The 17208-nt window shown below is 36.5% G+C and carries 13 protein-coding genes, 1 pseudogene and 1 riboswitch; of the genes and pseudogenes, 2 read left to right on the plus strand and 12 right to left on the minus strand.

The features are described from left to right. The first annotated feature begins 73 nt into the window (after window positions 1–73). Window positions 74–1678, plus strand: coding sequence for an FMN-binding glutamate synthase family protein (locus MT489_RS17810; protein ID WP_244682918.1), 1605 nt, complete (start codon window positions 74–76; stop codon window positions 1676–1678). A 63-nt stretch (window positions 1679–1741) separates the two neighbouring features. Here the strand turns inward: MT489_RS17810 and MT489_RS17815 are convergent, their stop codons facing one another. From MT489_RS17815 to MT489_RS17850, 8 genes are all read right to left on the minus strand, one after another. Beyond that, window positions 1742–2335, minus strand: coding sequence for a TetR/AcrR family transcriptional regulator (locus MT489_RS17815; protein WP_244682919.1), 594 nt, complete (start codon window positions 2333–2335; stop codon window positions 1742–1744). Window positions 2336–2410: 75 nt separating this feature from the next. Next, a complete protein-coding gene (locus tag MT489_RS17820; protein ID WP_244682920.1) occupies window positions 2411–3319 on the minus strand; it encodes an SDR family NAD(P)-dependent oxidoreductase in 909 nt (302 codons plus the stop codon). Between the two features lie 310 nt (window positions 3320–3629). Further along, window positions 3630–5642, minus strand: a complete 2013-nt coding sequence (locus MT489_RS17825; RefSeq protein ID WP_244682921.1) for a Na+/H+ antiporter — start codon at window positions 5640–5642, stop codon at window positions 3630–3632. Between the two features lie 200 nt (window positions 5643–5842). Continuing rightward, window positions 5843–6388 carry a phosphoribosyltransferase family protein gene (locus MT489_RS17830; protein ID WP_244682922.1) on the minus strand — a complete coding sequence of 182 codons (546 nt, stop codon included), beginning with the start codon at window positions 6386–6388 and terminating at the stop codon, window positions 5843–5845. Between the two features lie 13 nt (window positions 6389–6401). Beyond that, window positions 6402–7478: an NCS2 family permease gene (locus MT489_RS17835; RefSeq protein ID WP_244682923.1), complete on the minus strand. Its 1077-nt coding sequence runs from the start codon at window positions 7476–7478 to the stop codon at window positions 6402–6404. Between the two features lie 300 nt (window positions 7479–7778). Next, a riboswitch (purine riboswitch) is annotated at window positions 7779–7879 on the minus strand. 87 nt (window positions 7880–7966) lie between these two features. After that, window positions 7967–8410 carry a NanQ anomerase/TabA/YiaL family protein gene (locus tag MT489_RS17840; RefSeq protein ID WP_244682924.1) on the minus strand — a complete coding sequence of 148 codons (444 nt, stop codon included), beginning with the start codon at window positions 8408–8410 and terminating at the stop codon, window positions 7967–7969. Between the two features lie 222 nt (window positions 8411–8632). After that, window positions 8633–9130, minus strand: coding sequence for a metallophosphoesterase family protein (locus MT489_RS17845; RefSeq protein ID WP_244682925.1), 498 nt, complete (start codon window positions 9128–9130; stop codon window positions 8633–8635). A gap of 109 nt (window positions 9131–9239) precedes the next feature. Beyond that, entirely contained in the window at window positions 9240–11273 is a 2034-nt protein-coding gene (locus tag MT489_RS17850; RefSeq protein WP_244682926.1) for a catalase, read from the minus strand. A gap of 215 nt (window positions 11274–11488) precedes the next feature. On the opposite strand from MT489_RS17850, the pseudogene MT489_RS17855 reads away from it, so the two are divergent. After that, a pseudogene (locus tag MT489_RS17855) lies at window positions 11489–11671 on the plus strand (iron ABC transporter permease); the annotation flags it as partial. A 204-nt stretch (window positions 11672–11875) separates the two neighbouring features. On the opposite strand, the gene MT489_RS17860 reads toward MT489_RS17855, so the two are convergent. From MT489_RS17860 to MT489_RS17875, 4 genes are all read right to left on the minus strand, one after another. Then, window positions 11876–12085 carry a helix-hairpin-helix domain-containing protein gene (locus MT489_RS17860; protein WP_244682927.1) on the minus strand — a complete coding sequence of 70 codons (210 nt, stop codon included), beginning with the start codon at window positions 12083–12085 and terminating at the stop codon, window positions 11876–11878. A gap of 166 nt (window positions 12086–12251) precedes the next feature. Beyond that, window positions 12252–13661: a hypothetical protein gene (locus MT489_RS17865; RefSeq protein WP_244682928.1), complete on the minus strand. Its 1410-nt coding sequence runs from the start codon at window positions 13659–13661 to the stop codon at window positions 12252–12254. 3 nt (window positions 13662–13664) lie between these two features. Beyond that, window positions 13665–15083, minus strand: a complete 1419-nt coding sequence (locus MT489_RS17870) for a hypothetical protein (RefSeq protein WP_244682929.1) — start codon at window positions 15081–15083, stop codon at window positions 13665–13667. Window positions 15084–15279: 196 nt separating this feature from the next. Further along, window positions 15280–17049 carry an ABC transporter ATP-binding protein gene (locus MT489_RS17875; protein ID WP_244682930.1) on the minus strand — a complete coding sequence of 590 codons (1770 nt, stop codon included), beginning with the start codon at window positions 17047–17049 and terminating at the stop codon, window positions 15280–15282. Window positions 17050–17208: the final 159 nt, after the last annotated feature.

Below are 17208 nucleotides of genomic sequence, written 5' to 3' on the forward strand. Positions count from 1 at the left end.
AATAACGGTATAAATCCATTTAAGTACGATGATATTAATCATAGGGAATTTCAACCATTATGAGGTGGAAGACATGAATTTTATAGCAAGTGTATTAATTATTATTGGGTTTTTGTTTATCGGAATTGTTTTGATCGGACTGATTGTCTCTATTTTATTATTATTCATGTTCGACAGAAACCAGAAAATGCATTCCATTTTAAGAAATTATCCTTTTCTTGGTAGGGTTCGATATTTTTTCGAAAAAATTGGTCCTGAATTTCGCCAGTATTGGTTCAATAGTGATACTGAAGGAAGACCGTTTTCAAGGGATGATTATGAACATATTGTAAAAAGCGCGAAATATAAGCGCGATGTAGTCGGCTTTGGTTCAAAACGTGATTTTGAAGAAGAAGGTTATTATGTTCGAAATGATATGTTCCCGAAGCTTAATGAAGAAATGAAGATGGATGAAAATACATTTGCTTTAACAAAAAGATATTTATTAATCAAAGACCCCCTCTTTTCCCAAAGAGAGGAAAAATGGGAAGAAGATGAATCATCCTCGTATTTATTACATGATGATGATGCAGTTGTCATTGGTCACAGTACAAAACACCCCTTCGTGCTAAAAGGGCTTATTGGTATGTCCGCTATGAGTTATGGTGCATTGGGGAAAAACGCCATTACTGCATTATCAAAAGGGTTGGCCATTGCTAAAGGTACATGGATGAATACAGGTGAAGGTGGCATATCACCTTACCATTTGGAAGGCGGAGTAGACATTATCATGCAAATTGGTCCCGCCCTATTTGGAATCCGGGATGAAAATGGCGATGTAGATTGGGATGAATTAAAAAAAGTAAGTGAAATTCCGCAATTAAAAGCATTCGAAATCAAATTAGCTCAGGGTGCCAAAACACGAGGTGGCCATATCGATGCCGAAAAAGTTAATCCCGAAATTGCTGAAATTCGAAAAGTGGTCCCCTATAAATCTATAGATAGCCCGAACCGTTTTCATCAATTTAGTGATGTACCAGCAATGTGTGATTTTATTGAAAAAATTCGAACTCATACTGGAAAACCAGTCGGGATAAAGATTGTTGTAGGTAGTAACGATAGTGTTGAAGAACTCGCAAAGTATATGAAGGAAACCGGGAAAGGCCCTGATTTTATCACAGTTGATGGCGGTGAAGGTGGAACTGGAGCTTCGTATCAAGAATTAATTGATAGCGTAGGATTGCCTCTTAAATCTGCCCTTTCCATCCTTGTATGCACTCTAATCAAATATGGCGTTCGAGATCGTGTGAAAATTATCGCTTCGGGGAAACTCTTTACACCAGATCGAATTGCAGTCGCATTAGCTATGGGAGCAGATTTAATTAACATAGCACGTGGTTTTATGATTTCTGTCGGATGCATTCAAACTTTAAAATGTCAATCCAATACCTGTCCTGTCGGAGTTGCTACAACAGACCCTGATTTACAAAAAGCTTTAGTGATTGACGAAAAAAAATATCGTGTTGCAAACTATTTGATTACATTAAGAAAAGGATTATTCCGCATTTCTGCAGCAGCTGGATTAGATTCACCCGTTCACTTTTCCCCTAGAAATATTATGTATAAAGATGACAAGGGGGTTGTATATTCTTTAGAGAGTATCCTTAAGGACATTCAAAAGCAAATCGAGGTAAATTAGATGTAAAACCAAATGGGTGACTAAAAGAGAATGTTCTTATTGTCACCCATTGAATCTTTCCTATCATTTCATTATTACTTTCATTAATAAATCTACCTCGTGAACCCAATAATTTTCATCTGCTTGCACTTCTTGTAACATTAATCCTGTGATAACGGAAAAATAGCAAAACAATAACTTATAAGGATCACCCTCGCAAAATTGACCCATTCGTTGACCTTCTATAAATAATGGAATTAGTAGTTGGATTGGATTTTCTTTAGAGAATTGTTCCAGTAGTTGTTTCGCCTTCTCTGGAACTTCTTCCGAACTTGAAGCCTGCTGGATGAGCATGAAAAAATACTTATTACTATCGTCAAGCATACTTTTTGTTAAACTTCTCAATTTTTCTAATGGCGTACCTGGCAGGTGATTAACTTGTTCCATCGCGGCTTTTGCTTCCTCAAGAGCATCTTGAATTAAAGTAATAAGTAGCTCTTCTTTTGATTTAAAATAACGATATGATAAGCCTTGACTAATACCCGCTTCAGCGGCTATCATGCTTATTTTCGTTCCTATAATTCCTCGATTTGCAAATACTTTTAGGGCAGCTTTTTTTATTTGCACTATTCGTTGTATGTGTAGTTGATCTAATTGTTGCTCATTTAATGGTGCCATTAGTGAGTCCCCCCATGTTCGTATTACAGCCAAGAAAAAACACTTGGATTTTCTTAGTAAAGATTACTAATTATTCTAACCGTTAATCAACGTTTGCGCTTCACTAATCTCCCACAATTGTTTTGCAATATCTCTATCCTTGGCTATTTCCGTCGGGCTTTCTACTTTTTTATCTGCATAGTAAAGACCTGTTTGCTGGCTTACTTCTTCTGTCTCTGCTAACCACACCATTGTTTCGGCCCCCTTTTCTGGAGTGCGTGAAAATAATCTCATCACTGCCATCGTCAAGCGTGCCATTCTCCCATTATTTTGATTAAAGTTCGTGTCGACTAATCCAGGATCAAAGCAATAGGTGTTAACCCCAGTACCTTTAAGCTGTTGAGCAAGCTCAGACGTGAAAAATATATTTGCAAGCTTTGTCTGCCCATAGCGAAGAGTAGGTCCTCCCATTAATTTCTTCATCGGCTTGTAAAGTTGTTCTGCATGTAAATCATTAAAATCAATCCCTTTTCTAGCCATCTTATGTCCGTGCGATGAAGTAGTAATAATTCGAGCAGGCGCACTTTCTTTTAATCGCTCCAGAAGAAGAATTGTAAGAAGGAACGGTCCTAAATGATTTACAGCCCAAGTCATTTCTTGGTCATCGACTGTTATCTGATGGTTTTCAAACAAGGCTCCAGCATTGTTAATCAAGACGTCTACTCTTGGACAATTTGATAAGATCTCCGAAGCTACTTTGCGAATTGATTGTTGCGAAGACATATCTGCGATGAACACATTGACCACTATATTTTCATTCGTTTGCGCTTCAATTTGATTTACAACTTCCTTCGCCTTGGTTTCATTTCGAGCAATGATTCCAAGGTTTGCACCTCGAGATGCCAAAATTTTTGCAGCCGCAAGACCAATACCGCTTGTTGCACCTGTTATGACCACATACTTGCCCCGTAAATTCCAATTAGAATCCGTTAGTTCTTTTCCCATGTATTATCAACTCCCCTTCAGTGATGAATGAATAGTTCATTCATTACTTAATAAAATAATATATCCTTTATTTTTAAATGTCTACAATTTTTAAAGGGAATTTCTAAAAATGGACATTAAAAAGAACAGCCCTATAAAATGACTGTCCCTTCGTATTATTATATTTCAATTTATTCATTTACTGACCTTAAAGCACTTCCTATACCAACTAATGGAGCAGTTGCGGGAAAGATGGATTGATGAACTTCGTTTTCACCGTTTGAGAATATTTTTCTTGATAATAAGTGGAGACATTTCACCGTCCTCACACTTATTCAATATGATCGTTCAAAGTAACACTTTCAATATAGTTAATAAACCTTCTTAATTCTCTCGCTTGCTCCCTGGTGATTTCTCCTGCCTGATACATTTCATGAATCTTTGAGCGTTCTACATCCATCACTTTTATACGAAGTTCATCTTTTTGTTCTTCTATTTTTTCATTATAACGGACAGATGGCTTTTTTAATCGCTCAATCAATCTTTTATAATCATGAATGACTTCATAAACGATATCATTTTTTTCAAAGCGATTTGAGGTTTCTTCTAGTGTTTCAATAGCTGCTTGAAATGCTTTTATTTGAATTTGCTTACCTAAATACAATGTAGCTTTGTCATTCTTTCTTTTATGGATGCGATAACGTCTCAATCCTCTTAGAGCCAATCCGATAAGATACATAAATCTAGACCTTATATTATTTGAAAGTACTTCCTCCCTATGGTTTAGAGATTTTTCAAATGATTTTAAGACGTTTTCATCCATTCCTTTTTTATCTATCAGTTCTTGAATATATTTTCTCTCAGCTTTCAAACCAATTAATCTTATTTCAGCCATTTTTTTGTGTTCTTCAGTCGTATCTTCATCTTTCCTTCGTTTCGGATGAATTTGTTGTAATTTCACTTTGTATTCGTCCATCAATTCATAAGCAGCAGTTTTATTTTCCTCATTCATTTCCAAACTAATTGTTTGAGTGGCTGCAAGTAAAATCTCCCTTTTAGCTTTTATTAAATCCATTTCGGATGATACTGTCGGAACGTTTTTACTTAAAAGTGGCAGGAAAACTGTTGCAGCAACTAACGTAAAAAGAATAACTCCAGCAGCCAAAAAGAGAATTAATGAACGTTCCGGAAAGGCATTTCCGTTTATTATGAGGTACGGGATTGAAAGAACTCCTGCCATTGTAACGGCACCCCGAACTCCTGTTAAACTGATAAATAAACTTGTCTTTAAATTGGGTTTGATGGACTCGTTTAGTTTATTGTATCGGTAGACCGAATATGAAAAAATGTACGACCAAATAAAACGGATACTTAATATAACAAATCCAATCATAATGACGTATAAAACGGCTAAACCATTTCCTATATCAGGATTTTCCACTGTGGACGCCATAGAAGAAGGAATATTTAAGCCTAATAAAAGAAAGACAATACCATTTAAAATAAATAGTACAATGGTCCAAATATTTTCCGTGAGTACTTGCTCCTCGGCGTTCAACGTTTCCGTGCGTTCTCTAATAAGCGTATGTACTATTCCTGCTATCACAACAGCAATCACCCCAGAGGCATGAAAAAACTCCTCTGCAATCATATAAATAAGAAACGGCGTTATAATTTGTAACAACGAATGGAAAGTTACATCTTGGATTCCTTGTTTCCGAAGTGTGAAACGGATCCACATGATGAGAAGACTAAGAATAACACCAGATATAGCCCCTACTAAAAACATATAAATAAAGTCAACAGTTGCTCTTGTTAATGAAAAATTACCTGTCACTACAGCGGCTATAGCATAATTGAACGCAACTAAACCAGAGGCATCATTAATTAATGATTCACCTCTAACAAGGTTCAATACCCTCTCTGGAATATGTATTCTTTTCGAAATTCCATTGACCGCTACGGGATCTGTAGGTGATAAAATAGCGGCTAGCGCAAAGGCAGCTGCTAGCGGGATACTCGGTATCATCCAATGAATAAAAAGCCCGCCAATCATTGTTGTGAGAAGAACTAAAACAATAGCGTTTCCGAAAATTGGAGCTCTCAACTTCCATAATTCCTTACGTGGGTAATGTCTCCCATCGTTATATAATAGCGGCGCTACAAATAATAATAAAAACCATTCTGTCTCAATAGTGAACGAAATGTTCTTAAAGAAAAATGCAAGGACGATTCCAAATGCGATTTGAGTTAATGCTGTAGGAATAAAAGGTATATAATGACTTATAATATTTGAAATTAATAAACAAACCAACAATAATAAGACAACCATCAATAACTCCATATAGCCAATTCCCTTCTAATGGACTACTCTATATTGGTATACCCTGCTTCATTATTGGTATTTACATTAATCACTTAAATCTTACAAAAAAGTCTATATGGAAATAAAATAAATCCATACAGACTTCCCCATTAAGTGTTAAATCCCTTTTTTTAAATATTTTTAATAACCTTTTATTATGTTAAACAGTTTTTCATTGTTCATTTAATAGTTTGAAAAAGCGGCAGATATTCTAGGTAAAAAATATCCTCTCGATTCTTTGCGTCGCCTTCAGCAAGGATAGCTGCTTTAGCAGCCACAATGGCACCTGCTTCTTTGACCAATTCTTCAAGTACTCGAAGCGATTCACCCGTACTAATCACATCATCGACTAGCGCTACTCGTTTTCCTTTTATAAACTCAGCATCCGCTCCATCAAGGCATAGCAGCTGCTCCTTTTGAGTCGTAATGGATGTGACTTTATTAACAAGAGGCATATCCATATAAGGCTTCACATTTTTTCTCGCAACAACATATCTGGACATTCCAAGCTGCTTTGAAAGTTCATATACGAATGGAATTCCTTTTGCTTCCGCGGTAACAAGCACATCGACCTCTGGTAATTTTTCTGCCAATAATGGTGCTGATTTACTTACAATTTCAGTGTCGCCGAGGATTACAAAGCTTGCTATGCTCAACGTATCAGAAATAGGGATAATGGGTAATTCCCTTGTTATGTCTCCAATTTGCAAAGTATATGTTTTCATTTAGAACCCTCCATTAAAATCCAAATACGTTCATTAAAAATTGAACAACTACACCTGAAAGCATTCCGAGGAATGGATCTGTAATGGCTGTCACAATCATTGTAATAGCACCTACGATACCTGAGCCCGCTCCTTCACCTGTTAATGCAGTAATCGCATTACCCGGAAGTGTCACAATAGCACCTAACACAAAAAGGAAACCAGCTATGGAAGCACTCGGTACAAACTTACCGATTTTAGGCAGTAATCCTGTCAATAAAATGACAGCCATCAACACCATCATCAATACGCCTGACCAAACAGCATGAGGGGCGCTAGCTGTTGCGGAAATGATGATTTCTACTGGTGCACCGCCGAAGAATGAAGAAACCATATCAGCGAAACTACTAATCACTGTCAGAACGTCGACATTGACTGCTTTATTAGCAATTTCTCCGTTGATTTTTCCAAAAGCGATGTTCGCTCCAATATTCAAGCAGACCATTGCAAGAGCACCACGTAAAACGCTAGGGTTCATAATCAATTTTTGACGAATAAAGCCATCTTTTATTGATTCCTGCTTCACCATAGATTCAATTTTATTTTTTGATAAAAAGTAACGAACGATACTGGATAAAATGACAGAAGCTGTAATGGTATACACCAAATCCTTTGTTGCAAAATAAACGACAAGTGCACTCGCCATCGAAGTTATTCCACTAATTTTATCGCTCTTTGCCATGTCCCAAGACACTTTTGAAAGCATAATTCCAACACCGGCCATCATTCCTGTTGTAATAATAGGCCCAATCCATGTTATCAAAGACTCCAGAAACCCAAAAAGGCCGATTATGAGTAGTATAGCGCCACCAAAAAAGATCATCGATAATCTTTCACGCATACTTCTACCCATTGTACCAGCCAATGTAATCGTCTCTGCTTGATATGAAATTACTGCAACATTACTAGTTGCTGCATTCCCAACCGCACCTACTAAAAATGCTGCAGCTGTTGGAATAGTTGCAAAACCAAAAGTCATTGCTAATAAACCTTGTGGCAGTCCATTTAATACTCCACTTAAAGCAGCCAAAATATCTTTCCAAATTTCCATGTTGATCCCCTCTCATCACACCATCGCTACGGAATACAACTCATATGAGAAGTATAGTGAATGGGACTTTTAGAAAAGAGCAAACTTAGTGCTACTAGGCGTATACTACAAGAAAATGGCCAGAGAGAACTGAGAATTAATCAAATCTCTACACAAAATGTAAGTGCAGAGTTCCATATTTAAGTAGCCTCTTTCTCAGCCCTATACCATTTTTTAAGTAGTTTACTAGTCATTAAGCAAATTTGCTGCTAATCAATAAAAAGTCGTTATAAAAGAAATGAGAGAACATCTTAATAGATGAAATCATGTCCTTTTATCCATAGTAGAGCAATTATGGTTGCTCCGTAGAAACTCCTGAACCAGATTATCAGGATTATATGGATGGGTGTTTGTTGTATTTTTTTTTGGCAAAATAAAAATATCACAAAAAAAAGACATGTACAATCATTTTTTTAGGCACCGAATTCATAGATTCGGTGCCTAAGTCTTTATTGATATAATATTTTATAAACAACTTTGCTAATATTTTCTTCTACTTCTTTATGAGCACCAACTAAATGTGTATCTTCCGGGAAGCAAATGAGAGCATAGCCTTTTTGCAAATAACCGCAAAATTTATTGTCGGATACAACATCTCCAAAGAAAATATCGTTATCAGCGTCATACTCCGTTGTATTCATTAATTCTTGAACATTCGCGACTTCCACATATTCTTTTCCATCTAAAACAATATGGATATCAATATAATTCTTGTGTGCCTCATATCTTTTTTCATTCAAAGAAGTCGTTGTAAATGCAATTTTGTTTTTTTGAAAATCATCTGATTTATTTTCTTCCTCGACACGACCTGCAATAATATCTTGAAGGGCACTATTTAATTTTTGATTGTTAAAAGTATACTGAGCTAAGTTCTCTAATTTATCGAAAATCATGCAAGCTTTTCTCCTCTGTAATAAAGTCATTTTCTTTTATAATCATATCCACTTTGACATAAGATCTAGATATAAAAGAACCTTTTTATTTTATCATCCTGAGGCGGAAAAGGAATAGAGCTAAATCCGTTATACATTTAACAAAATCATAACCTCTAATTTTAAATACTATGTACATGTATAGACATTGACACTTCTTGCTATTTTTAATAATCTGTTACTCTAACTCTTATCATCAAAAAATATATGGTCTAAAGCTATATTTTTTGTAATAGAAAGCACTCCAAAGGAATAATGCTTTTGTCTTCGTTTATCAGTAGGAGAACCAGGATTAAAGATGGTCACATTGCCTACCTTTTTCATTATTGGAATGTGAGAATGACCAAAAATTAGAAGATCGATTTGTTCATCCTTAAACATTTCTAATGCCCTTTTTTCGGTTGTTTTTCCTTTTCCATCGCCATGTGTTAATCCGATTGTGTACGATCCAATCTTTATAATCTTCTTTTTTCCGAAGAAATTTTGCAAATCCTCGCTATCGATATTCCCTGCCACTCCTTCAACTGGAGCATATTGCATCAACTCTTCATGCAAATTCAGCGTTTGCCAATCACCTGCATGAAGAATTAAATCGGTGTTTTTAAGCTCATCGACTAGTCTTGTAGGAAGTTTTTTTGCCATCTTTGGCATATGAGTGTCTGCGATAATTACTATTTTCATTCTTTTCACTTCTCTGTTCTTTTTAGTTTAAAGTACGATTTGTTTGCCTTTGTGGAATACTAACATCACGAAAAATCCTTTCCAAGAGGTGGAAAGGATTCTCTTATTATTAAACGATTTTTCGGTCCCAGTGGCGATGCATTGTTATTGCTTCAATAAACTTATGAGCAAATTGATGAATATCATTACCAATCACCACTCCTGAACTATTTACCATTTTTTCTTTAAGGAAATTTTTTCCCTCATGTGTAGTACCTATAGTCTTAAAATGTTTAAAGGCTTCTTCGAGATAATAGGTTACATCCTGATTAAATTTTGCGTTTCCTCCATCTCCTCCACCAATATAGATGGCATCCAATAAAACTGGATCAGATGTTAAAAAAGTTTGATCTATCATCAATTCTGTCCCATCAGAAGCCTTTATATTTCCAAATTTTTCACTTATAATCTGGACTTCAATGCCCTCAGCTTTTAAAGCATTTAAAACAACATGTATGTCAGGTCCATTAAAATCATGCCCAATGATTACACCAACTTTACGTGTATAAGGCGTTTTCTTTGTGTTTAATTGGCTTAATGCGGGAGATGACTTTGTTATATTCGATTCCTTAGCCCCTGGTGGTGTTACACCAATCGCATCCGCTACCGCGGCGGCCATCTCAGCGTTAACATTAGAAAACATATCGACTACTTGCTGTCGTACAGATTTACTCATTACTTTTCCTAGTTCAAATGAGAAGGCATCAATGATATGCATTTGTTCTGGCTGACTCATGCTATTCCAAAACATTGTCGCTTGAGAAAAGTGATCCTTAAAACTATCGCTCCTTCTCCGCACTTTATGTCCTTCTATTTTTTCCTGATAATGGACAAATCCACCCTCTGCAGCACTTACTGGAGTAGGTGTATTGTTTGCCAATGAATTATTATGATAACTCACTTGTCCTTTATTAATCGTTTGGCGTCCGTACCCATCACGCTGATTATTATGGAATGGGCAGACAGGACGATTAATGGGCAATTCATGAAAATTCGGCCCGCCAAGGCGAATTAATTGTGTATCAGTATAAGAAAATAACCTCCCCTGCAACAAAGGATCGTTAGTAAAGTCAATACCTGGTACGATATGACCTGGGTGGAATGCCACTTGTTCTGTTTCCGCAAATACATTATCTACATTGCGGTTCAGTGTCATTTTACCAATGATTTTCACAGGTACATCTTCTTCCGGCCACAATTTTGTAGGGTCTAGTATATCAAAATCAAATGAAAATTCCTCTTCCTCTTCGATGAGTTGCACGCCTAATTCATATTCAACATATTTACCCATTTCAATTGATTCCCACAAGTCACGACGATGAAAATCAGGATCCTTTCCCGATATTTTTTGTGCTTCATCCCACACGAGAGAATGGACACCCAATAGTGGTTTCCAGTGAAATTTTACAAAGTGAGCTTTTCCTTGATCATTTACAAATCTGAATGTGTGGACACCAAAGCCTTCCATCATTCGAAAGCTTCTTGGTATGGCTCGGTCTGACATATGCCACATTACCATGTGGGCAGATTCTTGATTATTCGCTACAAAATCCCAGAACGTATCGTGTGCGGATGCAGCCTGAGGCATTTCATTATGTGGCTCGGGTTTCACCGCATGGATTAGGTCAGGGAACTTAATTGCATCCTGAATAAAAAAGACCGGAATATTATTACCAACCAGGTCAAAATTCCCTTCTTCAGTATAAAATTTTGTTGCGAATCCCCTAACATCTCGTACTGTTTCAGCCGAACCGCGTGAACCGGCCACTGTTGAAAAGCGAACAAATACCGGTGTTTTTACCGATGGGTCTTGTAAAAATTTCGCACTTGTATAATCCTTCATAGATTCGTATAATTCAAACTCACCATGAGCAGCAAAACCGCGTGCATGAACTACCCGCTCTGGTATTCTTTCGTGGTCAAAGTGTGTTATTTTTTCTCGAAAGTGAAAATCCTCCATTAAAGTTGGACCACGTTCACCTGCTTTTAAAGAAAATTCATCCTCCGATAATTTTAGCCCTTGATTGGTTGTCATTTCTTTTCCTTGATCATTGGCGCGAAACTGTTCCAATTGCTCCTGTTTCTTGTTCCCATTTTCTTTCATGATAGACCTCCCAATAGGAATGTATAAAAGCATTACAATTTTCTGATACCCTATTGGAATATGAACAAACAGATATTTTTAATTCTCCGTGCTAAGTGAAAAATCTATACTTTTTACTTATTACCGCTAACCATCTTTTTTACTAATTCCTTATTGCGGTTTGTACATCTATCATTATGTATGTGAAGAGAGAATTGCCAATTTATAACCCTAGAGATTGGCCGTTTATATGAGCCATTTTACCTTGGTTAATCGTTTTAATTATTTATACCTTTCATGAGGCAAATCGATTGAACTTTATTGCAATTGGAGTATCGATTGAAAAAGAACGGATTACGATACTTCTAACAGCCGTAGCACTAGCTGCATCCCCTGTTTCCTTAACGGGTGGAATGGCAATTTATCAGTTTTGTATTTAAGTTGTAGTATTGTGAAGGCCATGTTTATTTTCTGTTACTGTTGTTAAGCTAGGTTGAAACAATTAAAAGATGTAGATAAGCGCTCGATGATAGAAATCTAGCTAAAATAACAGTTCATCTACGCAGTTTTAAAGCATAATAAAATGCACTCTTTTATAGGGTGCATTTTTTTACATTTATTCCTTAGCGAAAAGTCCAGCCCTTTTCAGCAAGTGCCTCAAGAATTACTGCAATTGCTTTTGGCCCCATTCCGTGTAATTTTAAAAGATCAGCCTCATAAACATTTGTTAATTGCTCTAGCTTTTCGTAACCAGCTCCTGCTAGCGCCCGCTTTGCAGGTTTCGATAGTCCCTTCAGCTGGTCAAAATCATTTACATTTTTATTTTGCTCCATATTGTGTTCACCAACTTTCAATCTACTGCACACATTGTGAGATGATTTACATGAATAAGGGTGTTTCTGTTTAAATTATATAATCTTTATTTTAATATTTGATATCCGTTTAATTATTCCTCCTTATATAAGCATAGAACCCGCCGAAAATCGACGAGTTCTATGCTTATAGTTGTGCTCGATATATTTCTTCCCAATTATGCAAGAGCGTACTTTCAATCTTTTTATCGCGTTCCGTCTTTGCCTTTACAAAAGAATAGAATGATTTTATAAGCATCAACAACTCTGCGTAATTAAAAGCAAGTGGGTTCCAACCGTTCAACCACATTTTCATAATATTTGTAGACATCGTTAAGGAATGGGCCACCGTAAGCATACTATTAAGCTTGTAGTCTCGCTTGAAATCAACATTTGTTTCAGGCTTTGTCATCCATCTATAGCTTCGAACAATCATCTCTACAGAAAGAGGCACTAGAGACATTACGAGAAAATGATTGAAGTTATATCCTCCAACGGAATACATGCGTTCAGCAAGCTCATTCAGTTTCATGTTTCTCATCGTACCACGGTCATTTATTTCAAAAGGTGTGTCTAACGTAATGGCTTGAGTTAGTGAGAAAAATGGAGGTACCACCCCTTTTGGAGTACCGATATCCGTAATAAAATGTGCTAATGTTTTTGTAATCGATAAAAATAGATTCGTTCCTACAAAGTTAGGATTATCTAACACAGCCAATTTTCCACTTTGGTCAAACACCGAAATGGTCCCATTCATGCAATCTAAAACACCAAAAATAAGTTGTAAAACAGGGTCGTGTCCAGGTGTTTTCAGCCTATGAAGATTGGCATTCATCTTAATAGGTCCTTCTTCACTTATAATTCGATCAAAGGACTTTACATTAACGGCATCGTATGGCGTTTTTGCCCAGCTTTCCAAATTTCTAATCGTTGCATTATTTTCTGGATTCAAGTAAGAATCCATCATTTTGTTAACCCATTTCCCTGCAGGACTCTTCTGAGATTGTGGTACATATTTATCTGCAGCTCTTGCTGGCATTTTGACAACAAGCAAGTCTACTAAAAAGCCGACGAGGGCAGCTAGTCCAACTATCGTATAATCCCATTTTGTCCAACGGGTATCACCGAACTCTTGGTGAAACTTATTTTCTATTTCTCTATATTGTTGGGCTGACAACAACTGTTTAATGGGATCAATTGTCAAGTCCAATTCATATTTTGCCATATATGAATCGATGTTTTCCTCGTATTCATCCCAATTAGTACCAACAACAATCGGAAGCCGCTCAAAGCTTGGCGGTTTTATATTGGCCATTTCATTGCTTGATAATTGGATAGAATTAGATGTTTCCACACCTTCTAAATCCAAATCCAACCTATTGATTCCGAGTGAAGCAAAGAGCTGGTTCATTTGCTCATCCGCCTCATCCAGCTTTGTTTTTTGAGCTGCATTTCCCTCTTTCAATTCACTTCCAACTGCTTGTACATCGCTTAACGTTTTCGATATTCTTTTTATTTGGTCATCTTGGACAAGTAATGCTTTCTCAATTTTTTTCATAGATTAATCCTTTTGCTCCAATACTGCTTGTAAATCGATGCCCTTTTCTTGAAGGGTTTTTAATGCCTTCGTAAAAATAGCTAGCTCCTTCCCAAGCTTTTCAAGTCTTTGCTTATTAACTTCTTGTTCAAGGGCAATTTCTATTACTTTTTCCGCGAAGAAATTCACATCTTCTGCTAAATTATTAATCGTTTTTTGATTGTTTTTAATGATTTCTTGAATAAAAAATTCGCGTTTCTGAGTTTTCGAACGCTCGCTACCACCAGTCAACCACTGAATACCTTTATATACACCCACACCGGCAATCACGACAACGCCAATTCCCGTCACCATCGAAGATAATCCTAGCACTCCTCCAAGCCCAAGAGCCGCTAGTCCGGATGTAAGTCCGGCTGCACTCAAGCCGACAACACTTCCACTCATATAGATTGCAGCAATTGGAACACCTACCGCAGCAGCTCTTGCAGACAATTCCTTCGCATTTTTCACAATTTGATCGTCTTTTACTTCGCCACGCATTATTTTTTCATCATTTTTAATCCCTTGTTCAATCACAGCAATTTGATTTTCATCAATATCATATCGTTCCGCCAGATTAACAATAGACTCTACCTCCAACGCTGGAGTATCAGTTCCTCTCACTCGATGGACTCGAATCATATCTTTTACTAATGATATTTTCAATGCATTTTCGCTTCCGCGTGGAATGTTAACAATCATTCTTTCTAATAGTGCATCAATTGTTAATGACGGCTCTGCCACATAAGATCGAATCTTGTGACGCAACTCTGCATCAAAATTCAATTGCGCCATAAGCGTCTGTATTTCAGAAAGTGACTTCGCATCCACTTCATCATTCTCATTCATGACAAATTGAACGATAGCTTTTACGTAGTTCAGCTTCACATCTTCATGCATATCTTCCAAAATCATGATTTTATCTGTTTCATCAATTAAGTTTTGATCTTTCGATTCAATTACCTTTTGTAAAAATAAATATAGTTGTTCGCCATCTACGTATAGATTATTAACAGCAAAGATGATCCTTTCATCCGCTTCAATATGTAATGTATAGTTAATTTTGTCAGGCTTGTTCTTTCTCGGAACCGCAACCTCTTCTTTTTCTACTTTCGTAATCGAATTAAAATTAATATATGTTGGCTTTACAAGAATTTCTTTATAATAAAATCCCGCCTTTGTAATAAGAAAACCGTCCTTCGCACTACCAAAAGTTGTTCCATCATAAAGAGCAATAACATTTGTTGCATTAATTCCTTCTCCGTAAGATTGAAGAGCATTTTGCAGCTTCTTCTCCGGTATATCCGGCTGTACATAAGCTTTGCCCATTTCGCCTACTAGTTGCGGTGCAAATTGTGAGATAATCCCTTCAAAATTCTGTGTATCTGCAGCTGTTAATGTCACTCATATTCCCCCAAAGTCCCTTATAATTTGAACTTAATTTTACAATAAAACATCTCATAACATTAGTAAATAATATAAAATTTGGGTTAGTGGCTAAATTCAGAGACGACTACATACTACTTAAATTCTATAACAAAACCCACGGCATCCCTTGTATACGTGGGTTTTACAATCAAAGTTTTTTAAATCCCATTCATTATCCTGCCTGAGTTAATCCATCACCATTTAACAAATTCTGCTTCGAGTATAATTCTTTGTAATAACCATTACGTCTAAGCAAGCTTTGATGGTTTCCGTTTTCGACAATTTCACCTTTTTTCACAACAAATATCGTATCCGCGTTTACAATCGTGGAGAGTCTATGGGCAATCATAATAATCGTTTTATCTTTTTCAAACTGGTTGATCGATTCCTGAACAAGCTTTTCACTTTCATTATCTAGTGCGCTTGTTGCTTCATCTAAAATAATGAGAGAAGGATTTTTTAAGAATACACGGGCCAGGGCAATTCGCTGTTTCTGACCGCCTGATAGCCTGATTCCTCTTTCTCCAATCTCTGTATCGTATTCTTGTGGTAATTCTGAAATAAAATCATGAGCAAAAGCCTTTTTGGCAGCAGCGATGATTTCATCATCCGTCGCATCTAACCTTGCCATTTTAATATTATCTTTGATTGAAGTACTGTATAAGAAATTATCCTGTGTCACAATCCCCATATGTTCCCTAAGACTGGCAATCGAGTAGTCTTTAATATTTACTCCATCAATTAATACATCACCTTTAGTCGCATCATACATTCTTAGCAACAGTTGAAGAATTGTGCTCTTTCCACCGCCGCTTTCGCCGACAAATGCATATGTTTTTCCTTTCTCTAATGTCAATGACATGTTTTTAATGATTTCATTTTTTCCATCATAGGCGAACGATACATTATTTAATTGAATCGATTGGTGAAATTGCTTTAATTCAACAGGCTTTTCACTTTCTATAATAGTTGAAGGAGTAAGAAAGAAATCAAAGATCCTATTAAGGGCAACATTTCCTTCTACAATTGATGGATAAGCATTTACCAGCGCCGCTACTGGACTTCTCATTTTGTCTACATACGCGAAAAAAGCAATTAAACTACCGATTGTTAAGCTTCCATCTATTACATATAGACTTGCCACTATCGCTACGATAAATGGCGTCATGTCACTTAGAACATTTACGGACGCTAACATGACGGCATTCACTCGGGCATGCTTATCTGTCAAGCCATCAAAATGGATTAAATGTTCATCCAGTTCTTCTTTGTCACGCTTTTCAGCTGCAAATAATTTTGATAGAAAAGCACCCTGTATCTTTTCAAATATAAAACCACTCATTACAGATCGATACTTCATCATGTTCCGGGTGGTTCTTTTTAATTTCTTAGATAAAAGATGGGCTAAAACAAATTGAAAACCAACTAATAAAACCGATAGCACAGCTAGTTTCACATTAAGAGTCACCATAACAGTTATTACAAAGAGCAAAACAATCATTTCAATCCAAATGTTCCCGAACATTGCGGTTAAAAAGCCTCTTACCTTTTCAATATCATCGAAAAAGCGAGTTCCGATTTCACCACTTTTGTTGTCTACAAAGTATTTTGCGTCCAATGAATGGACCTTTTGAAAGGCATCTTTCCGAAGCTGTTTTATAATATTGTTGTTAGCCTTATGAATACAAAACTGCCGTACATATTCCATTGGAGTTCTAAGAAAAAGAAACACAATGATCATTCCTGCAGAAATGTATAAAAGTTGTTCAAGCATTTCCGCTCGGCTTAAAGCTTCATTTTGCAGTAATTGATCAAATATATATTTCAAAATTAATGGAACAAAAAGCGGAATTAAAAATCGAAAAACACTTCCTATAAACCCTATGAGATACCATTTACTAACCTGTTTCACATACGGCATAAATAATTGATAGTTATTCATCGTCCGTACTCCTTTCAATCATTTGATCCTATTGATTGATGTCATTGTACGGTGATTTCACCTCTTGCAAACCGCAGTATTTGTGAATCAACCCCGCATGGTTTTGGAGCCATACCGCAAGTTTTTGTGGGAACAATAAGAAATGCACAAGGCACGCAG

The sequence above is a fragment of the Lederbergia wuyishanensis genome, from assembly GCF_022900255.1.
Lineage (GTDB): Bacteria > Bacillota > Bacilli > Bacillales > Bacillaceae_C > Lederbergia > Lederbergia wuyishanensis.